A 16,896-nucleotide genomic window follows, 5' to 3' on the forward strand; every position below is an offset into this window, starting at 1 on the left:
CGCCACCGAGGTGCCTTGGTCTCCAGCTAGCGGACGATTGCCGAGCGCCTCAGCGCCGACTAGCCACCCACGATCACGAACGGCGCCCAGTACGCTGGATGGCCCGCCACTCCGTCATGGAGGCGTAGAAGATGACGCATGGCCTCCTGGAGATGGGCGGCGGGTCGAGCACCAGGATCCCGCGTGCGCGCCGCGACGAAGGCCGTTGTCAGCAGCACCGCAGCCTGACTGTTGACCGCCCAGTGGCTGACCAAAAGGCGGCGCGCCCCAGCCTGGAGGAAGGCACGGGCAAGACCCGACAATCCTTCCGCATAGGGGCCGCCCTCCGGAGCGGCCGTGTTGCAGGCCGATAGCAGTACAAGATCCGCATCCAGCCGCATGGCCGCCACATCGGAGGCCGTGAGCAATCCTTCGAAGGGGACCTCTTCGTCATTCGGCGTGAGCACGATTGCAGGCTCGGCCAACCCCGGAATTTCTCCCGCCATGACGGCGTGGGTCGCAAACGCGAGGTAGCGATACTGCTCCGGTCCGGCCTCCGCCAGACCCCTTTCGGTGGCGTCGCGTCCGAGCAAAACCGTGCTCTCGCCGGAGCCGAGCAACTCGGCGAGCGCGCGAAGCTCCAGCGCGGTCTCCGGCAGCTCCGAAAGGGCCGAAAGACCGTTCCGCACCGAAGCTGGTACGCCGCGGCTGCCTGGAGCGGCCGCGCCATACCGGGAGAGCCTTGGATCGCCCACCCCGAGCAGCGCGCGTGAGGCCATCGAGCTGCGCCGCGCCGCCTCCCTCACGGAGGCGAATGCCGAGAGCGACGGCAGGATCGAGGTCGCGTAGCGATCGACGAGCCAACCCCCGCCTGGCCTGGCCAGCAGGTGCGGGGGAAGACGCTGCAATGCGCCGTCCGGTACGAGCAGGACGTGACTAACATTCGCGATTGCGCCCGTCGCCTCCGCGGGACCAACCAGCGCCGCGTGGAGCGCCTCGGCAGCGTCGCGGGCGAACGCCGGCGGTCCACCAGGTCGGCTGAGGTCCAAGCTTCCGCGGATCCGGTCAACCAGCGCAGACAGCGCGTCGCGGCTCAAGTCGACCGGTACGGCGAGCGCCGTGGACCGGGTGATGACCCAGAGGATCGTCTGATCCTCGGAGATGAGCGGCGCCAGCACCGCCTCGTCATCGGCGAGCGCTTCGCGAACCTCGTTGAGCCGGGCTGGTCGGGGTTGAAGGAACTCGGCGAGGGCCGGGTTCCGCCGCCGAAGTTCCGTACTCGCGGCCTGAAGGCTCCGCAGCTGCTCGGCCCTGAGTGTCTGCAGGCGTTGCAGTTCGCCAGAACCGCCAGGCTTGGCGGCTGCCTCCAGCACCAGCGCATCGGTCTGGCGGAGGCTCTCCGCCGCCTCCGCCGGCGCACGCAGCAGTGCGGCCTCCGAGCCCGCGCCCGCCATGATGCGGAGCGACGATCGGCGGAGCGCCTCGCCGGCGCGCGAGATCAGCGATGACTGGGATGCGGCGAACGCCTCCTCCAAGGCCGCGGGGTCAAGATCGATCAGGGTCCGCAGGAGCATCGCCTGGGCAGCGAAAAGTGCACGCGCGCTGCGGTGCTGCGCCTCGCCTGCGCCGCTCGGCGCCTCTCCCGCCGCGACCCGGTCCGACAGGAGGGTATAGGCCCGCCTGATCTGCTCCAAAGCTCCTCGCCGATCGCCGGAGACTGCGCGAAGCTCCGCACGCGCCGTCATCGCTTCGGCCAGCCGAACTGTCCCGGCGCCGCCGACGCGCTCGTAGATAGTTATTGCGCGATCCAGTGGAGGCGCGGCCTCGGCGTACTGCCCCGCCCGTGTCAGCATCCGGCCGAGCCGGACGAGCGAGAATCCCAGATCGGGCGTGTTCGGACCCCGCGCGGTCTCGAGAGTTGCCTGCGCCCGCCGGTACAGCCGGGCTGCCGTGGCAATCTGCCGACGAGCTTCCGCGACGCGGCCGAGAACCACGGTCGCCAGTGCCTCCGGTCGCCGATCGGGGAGTGCCGTGGCCTGCATGGCACCAAGCGCCGCGCGCGCACGCCGCTCGGCTGACTCGACCCCCGAAAGCGCCTGAACTTCGAGGGCGGCGAGCTCGACGCCCGAGAGATGCGTCTGAACGGCTTCTTGCCCAAACGCGGCACGCGCCACGGCGATGCTGCGTTCCAGGAATGCTCTCGCGGCGGCTGGCGCCCCGAGCTCGACGTGGATGATGCCGAGCGTGTGCAGCGCCCGCCCGAAGGCTGGGTGGCGGTCCCCGAGAGCGTCGCGATACGCATCGAGTGCGCGAAAGGCGGCCTCTGCTGCCTCCGGGTGTTGACCGCGGTTGAAGCGTGACGTCGCCAGGAGGTTCAGGGCGTGACCCCGAAGGTTGTCCGGCCGGTCATTCTGCGCCAACTCGACGAGGATGGTCTCCGCGCCAAGCAGGTCGGACTCCCGCAGCATGACCAGCGCCAGTGCAAATCGCGCGACGGCAGCAAGCTGTGGGTTGCCCTCGGCGGCGAGCCGGGCACGCTCTGCCGCCTGCCGTGCGGCGTCGACCCGCCCTGCCTCCAGTTCGGCATTGGTCACGTTGACGAGCGCCGTCACGACCGGCTCACCGGTGATCCCAGCCTCGAAAAGCAGGTCCAGGCTCACCTGCAGCGCCAGCAAGGCCTGCTCTGGTCGCGCCAGCTCCGTCAGGATGACGCCGAGAGCGTTCGCAGCCTCGGCGGCTGCCGCCGCGTCATGGCTTCGAAGTCCCGTCAGCGTGTCTTGCAGCAGGGACCCGGCCCTAGGGATGTCGCCAAGCCTCTCGTGCACGCGGGCGAGCTCGCGCTGGAAGCGGGCCAGCAGCGGCTGCTCGGGGCGCAGTTGCTCGATGAGCCGCGTGGCCGCGAGCAGATGGGTGCGCGCGGCATCCGGGCGCTCGGCGGCGACCCCCGCGCGCGCCGCTTCGAGCCGGATGACGGCGAGGTCTAGGCTCGCGCGATGGCCAGGTCGCGCGAGATAGGCACCGATCTCGCGCAGCGCGGCGTCCGGGCGGCCGCTCTCCTGCAGTTGCCGCGCGCTGCGCAGGACGGCCTCCGCGGGTGGGGGCGTTGCGATTGGCGGGCGCCCTTGCGCGGCGGCCTGCGTGGTTTGCAAGGCCGCCAGCGCCAGGAACAGTCCCGCTAGGCTGGCGCGGATGCCCATCGCTTCTTCATGGTGCGCGCCGACCGGCGAAGATGCCATTCGCGGCATAACCGCTTCCGGCGATACCGAAGGCGCCGCCCACCGTTGGCGGCGGGGCACCGGCGCCAGCGGGACCGAAGAAGCCGCCCTGCACCACCATCCGGCGGTCGCGCAGGCCATCCAGCCCGCTGCCCGTGAAGACCGGATTGGTTCCGAGCATGGCGACACGGGCGTTGTAGTCCCTGCCGTCGAAGGTCGCGGCGAGGCGCCCGCTGCGGCTGCCGAAGTCCCAGGTCTGGGTGAAGCCGCCAGCCGCCACTCGCAGTCCACCGTTCTGCGCCGCCGTGCCCAGCATGCCGCCGCTGTAGGTGAAGGTGCCGCGAAGCGTGCTCAACGTCGCGAAGTCCACCGGCCGCCCGGCCACCCAGAAACCGAGATTGGCGTGGTCGCGTCGGGTACCCCCGCTGTCGTTCACGAGGTCGCCCATGAAGAAGCCCCAGGCCATATGCTCGCTGCTCGTCGGCATCTGGTAGCCAGGCATCGCGGGGACGGCCTGCTGCAGGGTGGGGTCGACGCTGACCAGCGCCGCGCCGTCGGCGCGCGTGGTGACGCCGTCCGCGGCGACCGTTCCCGGCCGCACGGCGGCGAAGGTCCCGGCGCCGACCCAGGCCGTGGTCGGCTGGCCGGTGCGCGGGTCACGGGCCCCGAACTCGAGGCGCTGCGTTCCGCTTGCTCCGTTTGTCGACCCGGCAGCGAAGGGGTTGAGCGCCATCTGGCCTGGAGCGCGCGGTGTCAGGTCGATCACTGCCGCGAACTCGTTGGAGCCCTCCGGACGTTCGATGGCGATGCCGTAACCAGGCGCGCTGACGCTGTGCAGGTTGAGCTGGCCGCCCTGCGGCGTCTCCACGAAGCCGGTGGCGAAGCCGAGGAAGCTGACTGCGCCGCCTTGCGGGGCGATATCAGCGGGCCTGGGCTGGCCCGTCCGGGCAGTGACATTCGTCGCCAGGCGCGTGAAGCCGAAGGGCGACGAGGCACCGCCCAGGACCTCGACGGTACCGGGCTGGCCACCATCGGCGCCGGGAGAGCCGCGGCGCACATCCTGCTGGCCGACGGCGAAGTGCCCGACCTGTTCGCCGGACTCCGCTCCGTAGAACATATGCGCCTGGGTCCCGGTCGCGTCGGTGCCGAGGGAGCCAAAGCGCCCGCCGATGGCAACCGGCCCGCCGCCGAGCCGGGCAGTGCCCACGGTGCTGCCGGACAGCACGAGGCTGACGCCGGATCGGTCGAGGCCGACGCCGCCGACCGAGATAGAGGCGGAGCTGCCGCCGCCCGGTACGATATCAAGGTCGGCGCGCATGGCGACGTTCGGCGTTGCGCCATTGCCGCTGGCGACCAGGAGATGCGTATCAGCCCGAACTCCGTCACCGGCGAAGGTGCCTTCGGGGCGGGAGGCGTTGTAGCGGTTGAAGAGGACGGGCTGGTTCGGGTCGCCGGGCCCGCGGAACTGCGCTTCGATCGTCTGTCCCATGGCGAGGCCGCCGGTGGGGTTCAGGCCATCGCTGATGGCGTAGCGCGTCACTTGACCGGCGCCAGATATGCCCGGCATGCCGGTCGCGGTGCCCGGGACGGGGGTGCCTCCGATCACGAAATACCGCTCACCTTCCACGAGCGTGCCCTGGCGTACCTGTGTCGCGAAGGCCGGGCTGCTGCCGCTGACGATGGTGTCGTAGATGAGCGTGAAGCGGCTCGGCGCCTGTTGCGGAATGCGCTCATTGAAGCGAGTGCCCTCGGGGTTGCTGTTTGTGACCCCGGTGACGGCCGCCTGCGGCACGGCGGCATCGGCGCTCGCGAAGTACATGATGCTCCCGCCGCCATCGGGCAGCGACGCGAGAACGCCGCGGCCATCCACGGTCCTTGGAAATCCGGTCGGCGTTTGCACGCCCCCTGGGCTCGTGTCGGCGGGCATCGCCTGCAAGTTGGTCTCGAGCACCGTGCTTCTGCGGTACGCCAGCATGATGTGCATGGGAAACGGCGTGAACGCCGTCACGGTCCCGGTCGCCGGATCCAGGCTGTCGTAGAAGCCGCTTTCCCGAAGCGCAGCCTCGAGACCGGCGATGGCGTCGCTGTCGCTCAGCCCGTAAGTCGAGAACAGAACTCGTCGCGTGGCGAAAAGCGTATAGACCGAGTTCGCCCTGACCTCCATCGAGCGGGAGGTCTCCTGGATGGCTCCAGACTGGTCTCGGCGATCGGGCAGGGCAATCTGCCCCAGCAAGCGTTGATCGGCGTTGCGGTACCACGTCGCGGTGGGCTCGCGACCCGTGCTGATGGCAAGCCGCGGCATCTCGACGATGTTTGCGGCATCGGGCCCAGGAGAGAAGGCGGTCAGCGTCACCATGCCGATGTTGGCCACAAGATCGGACGCTGCAGGGCTTCCGGTTCCGGCGGGCCCCGCGAAGGCGGCTCCGACCAATCCCACCGTGCCTGCTGTCGCGACTTGACCGGCGTCGACGCGGCGAGGGTTGCCGCCCGCCGCCTCCGCGGGGAACCTGCGCACGCGGCCTGTGCCGAGCTCCATCCGCGCGTGCACGCCGCCGAGGAGCACGCCGTCCTGCGCGGTTCCCGGTAGTGGGGTGGCATTGAAACTCGCCTGGGTGCTGCCTTGCAGCGCCGTGCCGCCGCCCGCAATCGCCGAGCCCGCCGCCGGGGTGGCGAGATACGATCCCACACCGGTGGAAAGCGCCGTTCCCCGCGCTGTGGGCGCACCGAGCGCCGCAAGCTGGGTCTCGCTGTGCCTGCGCCGCGCGTGCTGCTCCGTTTCGGGCGGTACGGACTGCGCTCCAGCGAGCTCTCCCGGGCTCGCGGTGGCGGGCGAGGGCTGCGCCCCGCCTTCTGGTACCTGGACGGGCGCGAAGGGTTCGAGGCTCGCCGCCATCTGACCGCGCGTGCGGCGCTCCGGGCCACCGCGATCCAGTGCAACCGCGAAGCCCGGGCGACGAATGACCTCCTCCGCACCTCCGCTCCGGCGCACGGTCACACGCCGTCCGCTCAGCATCGTCGCGGCACCGTTTGCACCCGCCTCGATCACGGCGGAGGCGCCGACCACCCGCACCTCGGTTCCCCCGATCTGGACGAGCATCTCGACGGTGTCGGAGGTGCTCGCGCGCAGGCTGCCGCGGCTGGCCGCACCCCTGATCACCACACGCCCACCTTCCATCGCTATGCCCTGCAGCGTGAAGTCGGCCCCGGCCTGGAGCACGATCGAGCTGCCGTCGCTGAAGGCGATTTCGGTCCATGTTCCAGCCGGGCTCTCGACGCGCATCCCGGCCGCAAGCCGGGTCGGGGCCTGCGGATCCGCCGCGGCCGCGCCACGCACGGCGCGCCCGCGCAGGATGAAGGCGGAGATGCTGGCCGGCGCCGTGGCCGAACGGACGGAGGCCGCCCTGTTGACCGGCGGCAGGTCGGGCATGCGCGGCGCCGCGCCGGGCGCGACGCTCGGTGCCGGTCGGGCGGGCCCGCCGATGGTTTGTGCGGCGGCGTCCTGGCATCTGAGGAGCGCAAGCGCCGCAGCAGATGCCAGGAGCGCGATCCGGCTCGCGCTCACTCCGGAGAGGCGAAGAACCTTGCCAGCCATGGTGGCATCTCCAGCGCAGAGGGTTAAAGGCTCAGCCGAAGTCCGATGGTCACGGCGTGATTGTCGTACCGGTAGAAGCCGTAGTTGCTCCGCTGCGAGTACCATTCATATTCAGCGGTGACCGCGAGCTCCCGCGTGATCGGGAAGATCGCGAGCACGCCCACCTCGTAGCGGTTGTCCCTGCGGCTGACGTCCGGGTTGATCGAGGGATCCGGGTCGTCGAAGGCGGTGCGGCGGTAACCCGCCCGTGCGGACGCGCCGATCGCGTAGCCTTGCGTCAGGTTGATGGTGGTGTTGGCCGCCAGGAAGGCGCCCCAGCCGCTGCGGTCGTAGAATGGCTGCCGCGCGCCGCCGCGGACCCCGTACACCCCCGCCGTGATCCGGGTGTTCTGATCGATCAGGTAAGCGACGGAGGCGCTGAGGCTGTGCTCGGCTCCCGTGAAGTCGCGCGCGGTGGGGCGGAAATCGCTGTTCTGGTAGTTGCCGAACCGGCTGGCCCAGGTCAGCTCGATCGTCCAGCGCGGCGGAACGCGCAATTCCAGGCTGGCGCCGCCGCCATAGAGGGTGCTGTAGCTCCGACCGCCATAGCCCAGCCATCCCAGCGACACGAAGGGCCGGACGCCGAGCAGCGCGGCACCGTCGTCGAAATCGGTGATGCCGATCCGGGGGCCTGTATCGAAGGTGAGCAGGCTCAGGTCATAGGCGCGCGGGATGCGGGCGAAGCGCTGCTCGAAGGCGGAGAAGTTGGTCTCCCACGCGCCTTCGCGCTGCAGGCCGAGGTCGTAGCGGTGGTACACCCTCGCACCCAGCACCGCGCTCCAGTCCGAGCGTCCGCGGACCGGCGCGTTGATCTGGAAGAAGTCCTGCAACACGGGGACGAAGACAGGCACAGTGCCCAGCGACGTCGCCTCGTTGGCGTTGGTGTCGTAGCGCGCACCGGCGAAGAGGCTGATCTCGAGCAGGGAACGCGCGGAGGATCGGTCCGCTTGCGCTTGCAACGCGGCGGCGCGCGGCGCCACTTCTTCCGGCATGTCCGGTGAGCGTAGGGCCTCCGCGGCGAAGGCACCGGCGAGATCGGGCGAGCCCTCCGCCAGCCGGAGGGAAGCAAGCTCGAGGCGGACGTTGTCGAGAGCGGGATTGATGCGAAGGACGCGCTCGAGGGCGACGATGGCGCTGCGGGTTTCGCCGCGCGCGGCAGCAATCCGCGCATAGCGCATAGCGAGATCGGTGTCGCCCGGCCGCGCCATCATCGCCGCGAAGGCCTGGTCGAGTGTGACCTGGTCCTGCGCTGCAAGGGGCGTTGCTGCAAGCACGAGCAGCATCGCTGCCAGGGCAGGTCGTCTCCAACTCAGCATCGAGATCGGGGCCTTTCGGAGAATACGATTGCATTCGTTCCCGAAACGCTGCCCTGCCGCCCTGCCCGGGTGCATCCTCCGATCGGAGGACCCACAGGGACGTGATTGCGCGCTTGCTGCAGCGGTGCCCGTGTGACCGGCCAACTGAGCTGGACGAGCTACCAGCCCATACCCTGCTTAGGCGTTGATTGCTCCTTGCCGACTGGCACTATCGCGCGGTCTGGTCTTTCATCGCACCGTCCGGCTCGCCCGAGGGATGTTTGGTGCCGGTCTCCTTCTTCCTTGCCCGTTCGGCATGGCTTTTCACATCGTCCGCCTGCTTGCCATGAGCATCGGTGCTGCGAAGGTCGATGCCTTCCTTCTTCGCGCTGCCGGGTACCGGGCTTTTGCTGGCTGGGACTGGCTTTTCGTCCGCCATCGCTCCTCTCCATCACAATCCCTGGGAATAACCGCCGAGGAGGCTTGGAGTTGGCCAAGCCTGAGAGCTTTCGGTGCCCCGGCTGACTGAGCGCATCCCCAGCCGGGCATCCGGCCGAGGACGGTCGAGCGTGGGATCGCCGGAGCTTGCCCTTGTGCACCAGCCCATGCGGACGCCGCCTAGCTCGGCCTACTGAAAACTTGGAACGCTGGTGGCCGGGAGGAGTAACCTCGAACCAACGACGCGCGAACTGGGTCCAAGAACAAACGGGAGGGCTGACGATGATGGGCGAGACAAGAGCGGCCACAGCCTTCGACGTGAAAGAGCTGAAACGCGCGTTGGAGGAGGGCGACACGGCGGCCCTGGTCAGCCTCTACGCCGAAGACGCCGAGATGACCGTCGTGGATTTCCAGCACTCCCCGAGCGCGCCAATGAGGGTGACCGGCAAGGCCGCCATCGAAGCGTTCTGGCGAGACGTATGCGGGCGGGACATGACGCATCGGGTCGGACACGAGGTGGCTGGGCCCGATCGCATCTCATTCGTCGAGGAGTGCGCTTACCCCGATGGCTGCCGTGTCATGGCGGCGATGACGCTGGACCTGTCCGGCGGCCGGATTGCCCGGCACCTGACCGTCCAGGCCTGGGATGGGGCGAGCGCCGCCTCGGGCTGAGGGCGGCAGGCGAATGGCGGCAGCGAGCGGCCCCCACGGTCATAGGCGGGGGGCGGTGGTGGCTGGGCGCGGCTTGGACCGGTCACCCACGCCAAGCGTCGGGTTGTCGCCTCATCATCCGTCCTGGCGGAACTTGAGCTGACAAGGTGCCTGGATGCTGTGGCTTGCCGCCGGGATTGAAGCTCGGCCATCCCCAGCCACTTTGTTTGATCCCGTGATTCACGATTTTCAGTGATCCCCCTCAACCGATCACGCTCCGGCCGCTTGCAGGACGACGTCGCCGCCGCACTGGAAGCAACCCGAGATGTCGAAACGCAGCCTCTTGGCGGCCCTGTCCTTTGCCGCCTTCACCAGCCTCGGGCTGCCGGATGGCGTGATCGGCGTTGCGTGGCCATCCATCCGGATGGCGTTCGGCGTGCCACTGGACGCCCTGGGCGTGCTCGTGGCCGTCACCACCGTCGGATATCTCGCGTCGAGCTTTCTCGGGGGCGCGGTCATGCGCGCCCTGCCCATCGGCTCATTGCTCGCCCTGTCCACCGCCGCCGCGGCAACGGCCCTCCTGGGCTTCGCGCTCGCACCGGCCTGGCCGCTGATGGTGGCACTCGGGTTCCTAGCCGGGCTCGGCGGCGGTGCGGTCGACGCCAGCCTGAACGCCTATGGCGCCGCACATTTCAGTGCCCGCACGTTGAACTGGCTGCACGCCTTCTTCGGCCTCGGCACCACGATCGGCCCGCTCGTGGTGACGGCGGTCCTCGGCGCCGGGCTCAGTTGGCGCTGGAGCTATCTCGTCGTGGGCGCCGCCCAGATGCTGCTGGCCATGACGTTCTTCGCGACCCGCGAGCGCTGGCACCATGACGCCAAGGGCGCGAGCGGAGCGGCCCCACTCGCATCCGCGGCAAGGACCATCGATACGCTGCGGCGCCTTCCCGTATGGCTCGGGATGGCGACCTTCTTCTTCTACTCCGGCGTCGAACTCGCGGTGGCGCAGTGGAGCTATTCGTTGCTGACGCTTGGCCGCGGCGTGCCCGACACCACCGCGGGGCTGTTCGTCAGCCTCTACTGGGGCAGCCTGATGCTTGGGCGGGTCCTGTTCGGCGCCGTCGCCGACCGGTTGCCCCTTGCTCTCTCGCTGCGCCTTTGCCTTGTCGCCAGCATCATGGGGGCGATGCTGCTCTGGCTTGGGCCGACCCGAGAGCTGTCCCTGCTCGGCCTGATGATGATGGGCTTCTTCCTCGCGCCCATCTTCGCCTCCCTGATCAGCCTGACCCCTGATCGGGTCGGGCGCGAGCATGCCAACAGCGCCATCGGCTTCCAGATCGCGTCCGCCGCATTGGGCGGAGCGGCGTTGACCGGCCTCATCGGCGTGCTGACGCGCTCCTTCGGGCTGGAGATCATCGGACTGGCCGTGGTCGTCACGGCGCTGATCCTGCTGGCGCTCCACGAGGCGTTCCTGCGGTCAGGCGATAGCAGATAGCCTGGTGTCCTGCCCCTTCCGTTCCCCGCACCTGGCGGCGAACTTCGGAATCGGGCCACTGGCGGTTTCAGCTTCGCTGTGCTCGCTGCAACCTCCCGGGCCTTTTGTGCGCCCGCCGCCCTGGAGAGCCTGCGCGCCGACGGCATCCGCATCATCATGCTGACCGGCGACAACCGGACGACGGCCGAGGCTGTGGCCGGGAAGCTCGGCATTCACGAGGTCGAGGCCGACGTGCTGCCGGAGGACAAGAACCGCATCGTCCGCAGGCTTCGCTTCGGGGGCAAGGTCGTCGCCATGGCGGGCGATGGTGTGAACGATGCACCCGCCTTGGCTGAGGCGGACGTCGGCATTGCCATGGGCACCGGCACCGATGTGGCCATGCAGAGCGCGGGCGTGACGCTGGTGAAGGGCGCCGCTCGCGGCGGGCGTGCTCTACCCGTTCCTCGGCATGCTGCTGAGCCCGATCGTCGCGGCGCTCGCCATGACGCTGAGCTCGGTGTCCGTCATCGGAAACGCCCTGCGGCTTCGGGCCCTGCGCCTGTAGCTGCCGGCGCGGCCCGCTCCCGGTCCGCGTGCGTCAGTGCCGGGGCCGACCCGCTGCAGGTGCCGTGCCCGCGGGCTGGCCCGCCAGAGGCTACCAGTGCGACGGCGGTCAGGCTCCGGCGCGGGCGTCGATCATCTCGCGCATGCGGTCCACCGCCGCGTGCGGCGCCGTCAGCACGGGGACATTTACGACGTTTCGGACGGCTTCCGCGGCGCGAGAGGTGGAGAAGTGCGCGAGCATGATGGCGTCATGGTTCGCGAGCTCCGGTGCGCGGGCGGCTACAAGGCGGTTATGCGTGTCCGCGTCGCCCTTTTTCAGCAGGTCAATCGCATCTGCCACCAGCACCGTTGTCAGGCTCGCGGGTCGGCCGGAGCGCGCGACGAACTCGTCGAACTCCTCCGTCATCGTCGCCACCGCGGGCTGGAAGGTAGCCAGCATGCCGACGCGCCCGCCGCGGGTGATGGCCGCCTGGAACATCGCCTCGTTCGGCTTCAGCACGGGGACCGGCAGTGCCTCGATCAGCCGGTCGATGGCCGGGCCGAATGCCGAGCAGGTGACGAGGATGCCGTCCGCGCCCGTGCGGTAGCCATAGGTTCCGAAGGCGACGAAGCGTTCGATCATCGCCTCGGTCAGCTCCGTCTCGCGCGCACGGTCGATCGACAGGCCGTCATCCAGCAGGTTGACGATCTCCGCCTCCGGCCAGCGTTCGGCGAAAGCGGACTGGATCGGCTGCATGGCCACCGGGGTGGCATGAAGGAGCACGATGCGGCAGGGCATTGCGGGACCCCATGTTGACGGACGTTCCACCTGGATGGCCCGGGCGCGGATCCGAGCCCATCCACCTGCTGTTCTTATGCATCCAAACATGCGCCACCGAAAGCGCCTTCGGCCCGCCCGCGTTGCGGCAGAAGCTTGACCGAGAAAGGCGCGCATGGTCGTACGAAACAGGCCTCAGGATTGCGCCGCCGGTCGACGTCGTGACCACGCAAGGTCTGAGCCGACGATCAAGCCAATGCATTCCATCGGGGAGACGCAGACATCATGACGACAACAGCATCGGGCGTGACGCTTCGCATCCTGTCCGGGCTCGCCGTGCGGGGTGCCTTCGAGGGCGGCATCGTCGCGGACTACGAGATGCGCACCGGGAACACGGTCGCGATCGAATGGGTGCCGACCACGTTGATCATGACCAGGGTCGCCGGTGGCGAGCAGGCGGACGTGCTCGTGCTGATCCGGGAGTCCATGGACAAGCTGGTCGAGCAAGGCAAGATCGATCCCGCGACGCGGGTGGAAGTGGCCCATTCCCGGCTTGGCCTCGCCGTGCCGCGCGGTGCGGCGCATCCGGCGATCGGTTCGGTCGATGATTTCAGGACGGCTCTGCTGCAGGCGCGCTCCGTCGCCTATTCGCGGGCCGGAGCAAGCGGCATTCACTTCGAGGCGGTGATTGAACGGCTCGGCATCGCCGATGCCGTGCGCAGCCGCGCGACGGTTATTCCGGCCGGGTTCACCGCCGAGAAGCTGGTCACCGGCGAGGCCGATATGGCCGTGCAGCAGGTGAGCGAACTCCTCGTCGTGCCCGGCATCGAGGTGGCCGGCAAGTTCCCCGAGGAGTTGCAGCAGGTCTCGTCGTTTTCGGCGGCGATGATGGCGCAATCGGCGCACCGGGTCGCGGCGGAGGCGTTCCTCGCGGGGCTGCATGGCGAGCGGGCGACGGCGGCCTACCTCGCGAGCGGCGTCGATCCTGCGGCCTAGAGCTTTAGGGCCCCCCGTGCCGGGAGAAACTCGCGGCACGGGGGAAGTTCAGTGGCGACTCACAGGCGCGTCTCACACGTCGAGGTTCGCGACCTTCAGCGCATTGCCCACGATGAATTCGCGCCGCGGCTCCACCACGTCGCCCATCAGGGTGGAGAAGACGCTCTCCGCATCCTTCAGGTCCTCGACCCGCACCTTCAGCAGCGTGCGCGCGGCGGGGTCGAGCGTGGTCTTCCAGAGCTGCTCCGGGTTCATCTCGCCCAGGCCCTTGAAGCGCTGGATCGACAGGCCCTTGCGGCCCTGCGCCAGGATGCGGTCGAAGGCGCCGAGCGGCCCGTTCACCGCCTGCGTCTGCCCATCCAGCACCAGCCGCGTGCCCTCCGCGAAGTCGCGCGCGAAGCGATCCTGCCGCTCCTCCAGCCAGCGCGCGTCGGCACTGCGCAGCGCCGTGGTGTCCAGCACATGGCGCTCGGTCACGCCGCGCAGCGTGCGCGCCAGCGTCACGGTCTCGCCATCCGCGCTCACCATCCAGCCGCGCTCATTGGCGGGCGCCAGCGCGTTCAGCCGCTCGGCCAGCGCCCGCGCCGCGGCAGGGGCGCGCGCAGCATCGATGGTCAGCGCGCCGACCAGCGCCGCCTGCTCCGCGATCTCCGGCGGCACGCGGCCGGCGAGCCTGCGGATGCGGCCATGCGCCTGGCGAAGGAACTCCACCTCCTCCCGCATGGCATCGCCATCCAGCACCTCACCATCCGCGCGCTCGATGCGCGCGCCGGCGAGCGCCTTCTCCAGCAGGAAATCTTCCAACGCGCGATCGTCCTTCAGGTAACGCTCGTCGCTGCTGCGCTTGGCGCGATAGAGCGGCGGCTGCGCGATATAGAGATGCCCGCGCTCGATCAGCTCCGGCATCTGACGGAAGAAGAAGGTCAGCAGCAACGTGCGGATATGCGATCCGTCCACATCCGCGTCGGTCATGATGATGATGCGGTGATAGCGCAGCTTGTCGACTTCGAAGTGCGGCAAGGTCGGCCGCTCCGGATCCAGCGGACCGATCCCGGTGCCGAGTGCGGTGATCAGTGTGCCGATCTCGGCGCTGCTCAGCATCTTGTCGAAGCGCGCGCGCTCCACGTTCAGGATCTTGCCCTTGAGCGGCAGGATCGCCTGCTGCGCGCGGTTCCGTCCCTGCTTTGCGGAGCCGCCGGCGCTGTCGCCCTCGACCAGGAACAGTTCGCTCTTCGCCGGATCCTTCTCCTGGCAATCGGCGAGCTTGCCGGGCAGAGAAGCAACGCCGAGCACGGTCTTGCGGGTCGCCTCACGCGCCCTGCGCGCCGCTTCCCGCGCCATCGCGGCTTCGAGGACCTTCTGGACGACCTCCTTGGATTCCTTCGGATGCGTCTCGAACCAATGGGTCAGCGCCTCGGCGCAGGCGGCCTGCACCACCGGCTGCACCTCGCTGCTGACCAGTTTCTCCTTGGTCTGGCTGCTGAACTTCGGGTCCGGCACCTTCACGGAGAGCACCGCGGTCAGGCCTTCGCGCATGTCCTCGCCGGCGAGCGTCAGCTTGTCCTTCTTCGCCATAGCATCCACGTATTTCGCGACCACGCGGGTCAGCGCCTGGCGGAAGCCGGCCAGGTGCGTGCCGCCGTCGCGCTGCGGGATGTTGTTGGTGAAGCAGAGCATCGTCTCGTGATAGCTGTCGTTCCAGCGCAGCGCGATCTCCACGCGCATGCCCTCGATCTCCTTGCTCAGCGCGGAGACGGGCTGCGCGAAGAGCGGCGCCTTGCCCTTGTCGAGCCATTCGACGAAGGCGGTCAGCCCGCCATCGTAGTGGAACAGCGTCTCCTGCACCTCGGCGTGGCGCTCGTCGCGCAGCACCACCTTCAGCCCGGAATTGAGGAAGGCGAGCTCGCGCAGGCGGCGCTCCAGCACCGCATAGTCGAACTCCACCTTGGTGAAGGTGCCGGAGGAGGGCTTGAAGGTCACCTCGGTGCCGTTGCCGTGCGTGGCGGGGCCGAGCAGCGTGCAGGGCACCACCGTCTCGCCATGCTCGAAGCGCAGCCGGTACTGCTGGCCTTGGCGCCAGATCAGCACCTCCATCCATTCGGACAGTGCGTTCACGACAGCGGCGCCGACGCCATGCAGGCCGCCCGAGACCTTGTAGCTGTTCTGGTTGAACTTGCCGCCGGCGTGCAGCCGCGTCAGCACCACCTCGGCGGCGCTGATGCCCTCCTCCTCATGGATATCGATCGGGATGCCGCGCCCGTCATCGCGCACGGTGACGCTGCCGTCGCCGTTGAGCGTGACGAAGCAGGCGGTCGCAAAACCGGCCTGCGCCTCGTCGACTGCATTGTCGATGATCTCGAAGGCCATGTGGTGCAGGCCCGAGCCGTCATCGGTGTCGCCGATGTACATGCCGGGGCGCTTGCGGACGGCTTCGAGGCCGCGGAGTACGGTGATGGATGCGCTGTCATAGGCCTCGGAACCGCCATTGTCCGGGGCGCGCTCGGCGTCACTCATGCCGGCGAGAAACTCCAGGTCGGAGGAAGAAGGGATCGCATTGGAATATAGGGATTTTAGCGCGATTCCGGCAGGGGGTAATCGGCATCCGGAACAATGATTCCGGCGCCCGCGCGGAAGCCCTCGGCAAGGCCCGAAAGCGGGCTGAAAACCGCGGCATCGGTGCCGGTCAGGAAGGACTGCGCGGGCAGCGCCGCCAGCGCCGCGAACAGCGCTTCCCGCCGGGGCTGGTCCAGATGGGCGACCACCTCGTCCAGCAGCAGCAGCGGCGCGAAGCCCCGTGCTTCCGCGATCAGCGCCGCATGGGCCAGGACGACGGCCACCAGAAGCGCCTTCTGCTCCCCCGTGGAGCAGCGGTCCGCCGGCTGGTCCTTCTCCAGGTGGATCAGGGTCATGTCGGTGCGATGGGCGCCGCGGGCCGCCCCACCTGCCGCCGCGTCCCGGCGCCGGTCGGCGGCCAGCCCCTCCCGCAGCGTCTCCTCCACCGCCAGCGCCGGCCCGGCCTCCAGCGCCGCCGCAATCTGGCAGGCAAGCGCCATCCGGGCCGCCGGAAAGGCGCCGGTCGCCTGGCCCCCCGCCAGCACGGCGTTCAGCCGCCGCGCCAGCGCCTGGCGGGCGGCGACGGCCGCGACGGCATGGCGGGCCATCTGCTCCTCGAGCGCCGCCAGCCAGGCGGCGTCCCCGCGGCCCTCCGCCAGCACCCGGTTGCGGCCGGCCATGGCGTGGTCATGCGCCGCCACCTCCCGTGCATGGGCGGGCTCCAGCGCCCAGACCAGGCGGTCCAGGAAGCGCCGGCGCCCGGAAGCCCCCTCCTGGAACAGCCGGTCCATCTGCGGGGTCAGCCAGACCGCCGCCACCCGCTCCGCCAGCGCCGTCGAGGATTTCTGGGCGACCCCGTCCAGCATCCAGGCGCGCCGCTCCGGCCCGCCATCGGGTGCCGTGCCGGTGCCGATGTCGAAGGGCCCGATCGGCGTCTCGAAGCGGCCAGAGGTCGCCCAGGGCAGCGGCGGCGCCTCTCCCACCCGGCGGCCGAGATCCCCCATCCGCGCGCCCCGAAGGCCCCGCCCAGGGCCAAGCAGGGAAATCGCCTCCAATAGGTTGGTCTTGCCGACGCCATTCTCCCCGGTGATCACCACCACGGGCGCGGCGAAGCGCGCCTCCAGCGCGGCATAGCTGCGGAAGTCGCGGAGAATGAGCCGGGAGAGGCTGAGGGCGGGGGTCAGCGGCAGTCTCGCATGCGGTGCTAGATAGGGGGTGAGGGTGGCTTCCTGGAGAGGGCTCCGCCCTCTCCAGACCTCACCCGGCAGGAGCCTAGGGCCCCTGCACCCCGATCATTTTAGAGCCCGAATTGGGAAGGGGTCGCACGGCGCAACGGCGCCGTG

10 protein-coding genes and 1 pseudogene are annotated in these 16,896 nt (G+C 69.5%); 4 read left to right on the forward strand and 7 right to left on the reverse strand.

What is annotated here, in order from left to right; translation table 11 throughout:
- Positions 1 to 59: 59 nt before the first annotated feature.
- From GXW71_RS22165 to GXW71_RS22180, 4 genes are all read right to left on the reverse strand, one after another.
- Entirely contained in the window at positions 60 to 3,176 is a 3,117-nt protein-coding gene (locus GXW71_RS22165) for a CHAT domain-containing protein (RefSeq protein WP_211854866.1), read from the reverse strand.
- 7 nt (positions 3,177 to 3,183) lie between these two features.
- Positions 3,184 to 6,786 carry a hypothetical protein gene (locus GXW71_RS22170; RefSeq protein ID WP_211854867.1) on the reverse strand — a complete coding sequence of 1,201 codons (3,603 nt, stop codon included), beginning with the start codon at positions 6,784 to 6,786 and terminating at the stop codon, positions 3,184 to 3,186.
- 23 nt (positions 6,787 to 6,809) lie between these two features.
- Positions 6,810 to 8,108, reverse strand: coding sequence for a surface lipoprotein assembly modifier (locus tag GXW71_RS22175; protein WP_211854868.1), 1,299 nt, complete (start codon positions 8,106 to 8,108; stop codon positions 6,810 to 6,812).
- A 241-nt stretch (positions 8,109 to 8,349) separates the two neighbouring features.
- Positions 8,350 to 8,559 carry a hypothetical protein gene (locus GXW71_RS22180; RefSeq protein WP_211854869.1) on the reverse strand — a complete coding sequence of 70 codons (210 nt, stop codon included), beginning with the start codon at positions 8,557 to 8,559 and terminating at the stop codon, positions 8,350 to 8,352.
- Positions 8,560 to 8,840: 281 nt separating this feature from the next.
- Here GXW71_RS22180 and GXW71_RS22185 point away from each other — a divergent pair, with 281 nt between their 5' ends.
- From GXW71_RS22185 to GXW71_RS22195, 3 genes and pseudogenes are all read left to right on the forward strand, one after another.
- Positions 8,841 to 9,230, forward strand: coding sequence for a nuclear transport factor 2 family protein (locus GXW71_RS22185; protein ID WP_246526775.1), 390 nt, complete (start codon positions 8,841 to 8,843; stop codon positions 9,228 to 9,230).
- A gap of 304 nt (positions 9,231 to 9,534) precedes the next feature.
- Positions 9,535 to 10,704 carry an MFS transporter gene (locus GXW71_RS22190; RefSeq protein ID WP_211854870.1) on the forward strand — a complete coding sequence of 390 codons (1,170 nt, stop codon included), beginning with the start codon at positions 9,535 to 9,537 and terminating at the stop codon, positions 10,702 to 10,704.
- Positions 10,705 to 10,818: 114 nt separating this feature from the next.
- Positions 10,819 to 11,248: pseudogene (locus GXW71_RS22195) on the forward strand (HAD-IC family P-type ATPase); the annotation flags it as partial.
- A gap of 108 nt (positions 11,249 to 11,356) precedes the next feature.
- Here the strand turns inward: GXW71_RS22195 and GXW71_RS22200 are convergent.
- On the reverse strand, positions 11,357 to 12,025 hold the full coding sequence (locus tag GXW71_RS22200) for an aspartate/glutamate racemase family protein (protein WP_246526776.1): 669 nt from the start codon (positions 12,023 to 12,025) through the stop codon (positions 11,357 to 11,359).
- Positions 12,026 to 12,289: 264 nt separating this feature from the next.
- Here GXW71_RS22200 and GXW71_RS22205 point away from each other — a divergent pair, with 264 nt between their 5' ends.
- The gene (locus GXW71_RS22205; RefSeq protein WP_246526777.1) at positions 12,290 to 13,000 is read left to right on the forward strand and encodes a molybdate ABC transporter substrate-binding protein; all 711 of its coding nucleotides are present in this window, start codon (positions 12,290 to 12,292) and stop codon (positions 12,998 to 13,000) included.
- 72 nt (positions 13,001 to 13,072) lie between these two features.
- Here GXW71_RS22205 and gyrB read toward each other — a convergent pair whose 3' ends face one another.
- Entirely contained in the window at positions 13,073 to 15,514 is a 2,442-nt protein-coding gene (gyrB, locus tag GXW71_RS22210; protein ID WP_211854871.1) for a DNA topoisomerase (ATP-hydrolyzing) subunit B, read from the reverse strand.
- 56 nt (positions 15,515 to 15,570) lie between these two features.
- The gene (gene recF, locus GXW71_RS22215) at positions 15,571 to 16,737 is read right to left on the reverse strand and encodes a DNA replication/repair protein RecF (protein ID WP_211854878.1); all 1,167 of its coding nucleotides are present in this window, start codon (positions 16,735 to 16,737) and stop codon (positions 15,571 to 15,573) included.
- Positions 16,738 to 16,896 lie beyond the last annotated feature (159 nt).

The organism is Plastoroseomonas hellenica (assembly GCF_018129085.1).
GTDB lineage: Bacteria > Pseudomonadota > Alphaproteobacteria > Acetobacterales > Acetobacteraceae > Plastoroseomonas > Plastoroseomonas hellenica.

Bases quoted from the DNA above. Each gene is read 5' to 3' on its own strand.
- GXW71_RS22165 (WP_211854866.1), bottom strand. From the start codon at position 3,176: ATGGGCATCCGCGCCAGCCTAGCGGGACTGTTCCTGGCGCTGGCGGCC.
- GXW71_RS22170 (WP_211854867.1), bottom strand. From the start codon at position 6,786: ATGGCTGGCAAGGTTCTTCGCCTCTCCGGAGTGAGCGCGAGCCGGATC.
- GXW71_RS22175 (WP_211854868.1), bottom strand. From the start codon at position 8,108: ATGCTGCTCGTGCTTGCAGCAACGCCCCTTGCAGCGCAGGACCAGGTC.
- GXW71_RS22180 (WP_211854869.1), bottom strand. From the start codon at position 8,559: ATGGCGGACGAAAAGCCAGTCCCAGCCAGCAAAAGCCCGGTACCCGGC.
- GXW71_RS22185 (WP_246526775.1), top strand. From the start codon at position 8,841: ATGATGGGCGAGACAAGAGCGGCCACAGCCTTCGACGTGAAAGAGCTG.
- GXW71_RS22190 (WP_211854870.1), top strand. From the start codon at position 9,535: ATGTCGAAACGCAGCCTCTTGGCGGCCCTGTCCTTTGCCGCCTTCACC.
- GXW71_RS22200 (WP_246526776.1), bottom strand. From the start codon at position 12,025: ATGCCCTGCCGCATCGTGCTCCTTCATGCCACCCCGGTGGCCATGCAG.
- GXW71_RS22205 (WP_246526777.1), top strand. From the start codon at position 12,290: ATGACGACAACAGCATCGGGCGTGACGCTTCGCATCCTGTCCGGGCTC.
- gyrB (WP_211854871.1), bottom strand. From the start codon at position 15,514: ATGAGTGACGCCGAGCGCGCCCCGGACAATGGCGGTTCCGAGGCCTAT.